Consider the following 721-nt stretch of genomic DNA (forward strand, 5'->3'; position numbering starts at 1 on the left):
GTACTATACCCTCCAACAATACAACCAGTTTTAAATTTGCAAATTCCTATTCATATAAAAAACACTTTAGAGCCTGAGGCGGCTGGTACTATTATTAGTAGCAATCCAGATAAAAAAATAGCAACAGCAACAGGAATTACTAATATTAACAATATCGCTTTACTAACCTTACAAGGCAATGGCATGGTAGGTGTCCCTGGGTTCTCTAAACGTTTATTTGAAACATTAGCGCAAAAAGAGATTAATATTATTTTAATAACACAAGCTTCCTCCGAACATTCTATATGCTTTGGTATAGACGATAAAGATGCAAAGGTCGCAGAAATTGCAATTAACAATGTTTTTGAATACGAAATAGCGACACATAAAATAAACCCAATAGAAGTAGAAAGTAACCTTTCTATTATTGCTCTTGTTGGAGATAAAATGAAAAGTCACCAAGGTATTAGTGGCAAAATGTTTAGTACATTAGGTAGAAATAATATTAATATAAGAGCTATAGCCCAAGGCGCATCAGAACGTAACATATCTGCAGTAATAGCAGAAAAGGATGTAAAAAAAGCATTAAATACGTTGCATGAACGCTTTTTTGAAGGCAATATAAAACACCTTAATTTATTTATTATTGGTGTTGGTAATGTAGGTGAAAAACTAATAGACCAAATAGAACAGCAAAACGAGTACTTAAATAAAACACATAAAATAAATTTAAAAATTGTAG

1 protein-coding gene is annotated in these 721 nt (G+C 31.5%); it reads left to right on the plus strand.

Going from position 1 to position 721, the window contains the following annotated elements:
- Positions 1 to 721 (plus strand): ACT domain-containing protein (locus ACVC2P_RS03675; RefSeq protein ID WP_452597137.1); only part of this gene is annotated, 721 nt, incomplete at both ends.

This window comes from Pontimicrobium sp. MEBiC01747 (assembly GCF_053601635.1).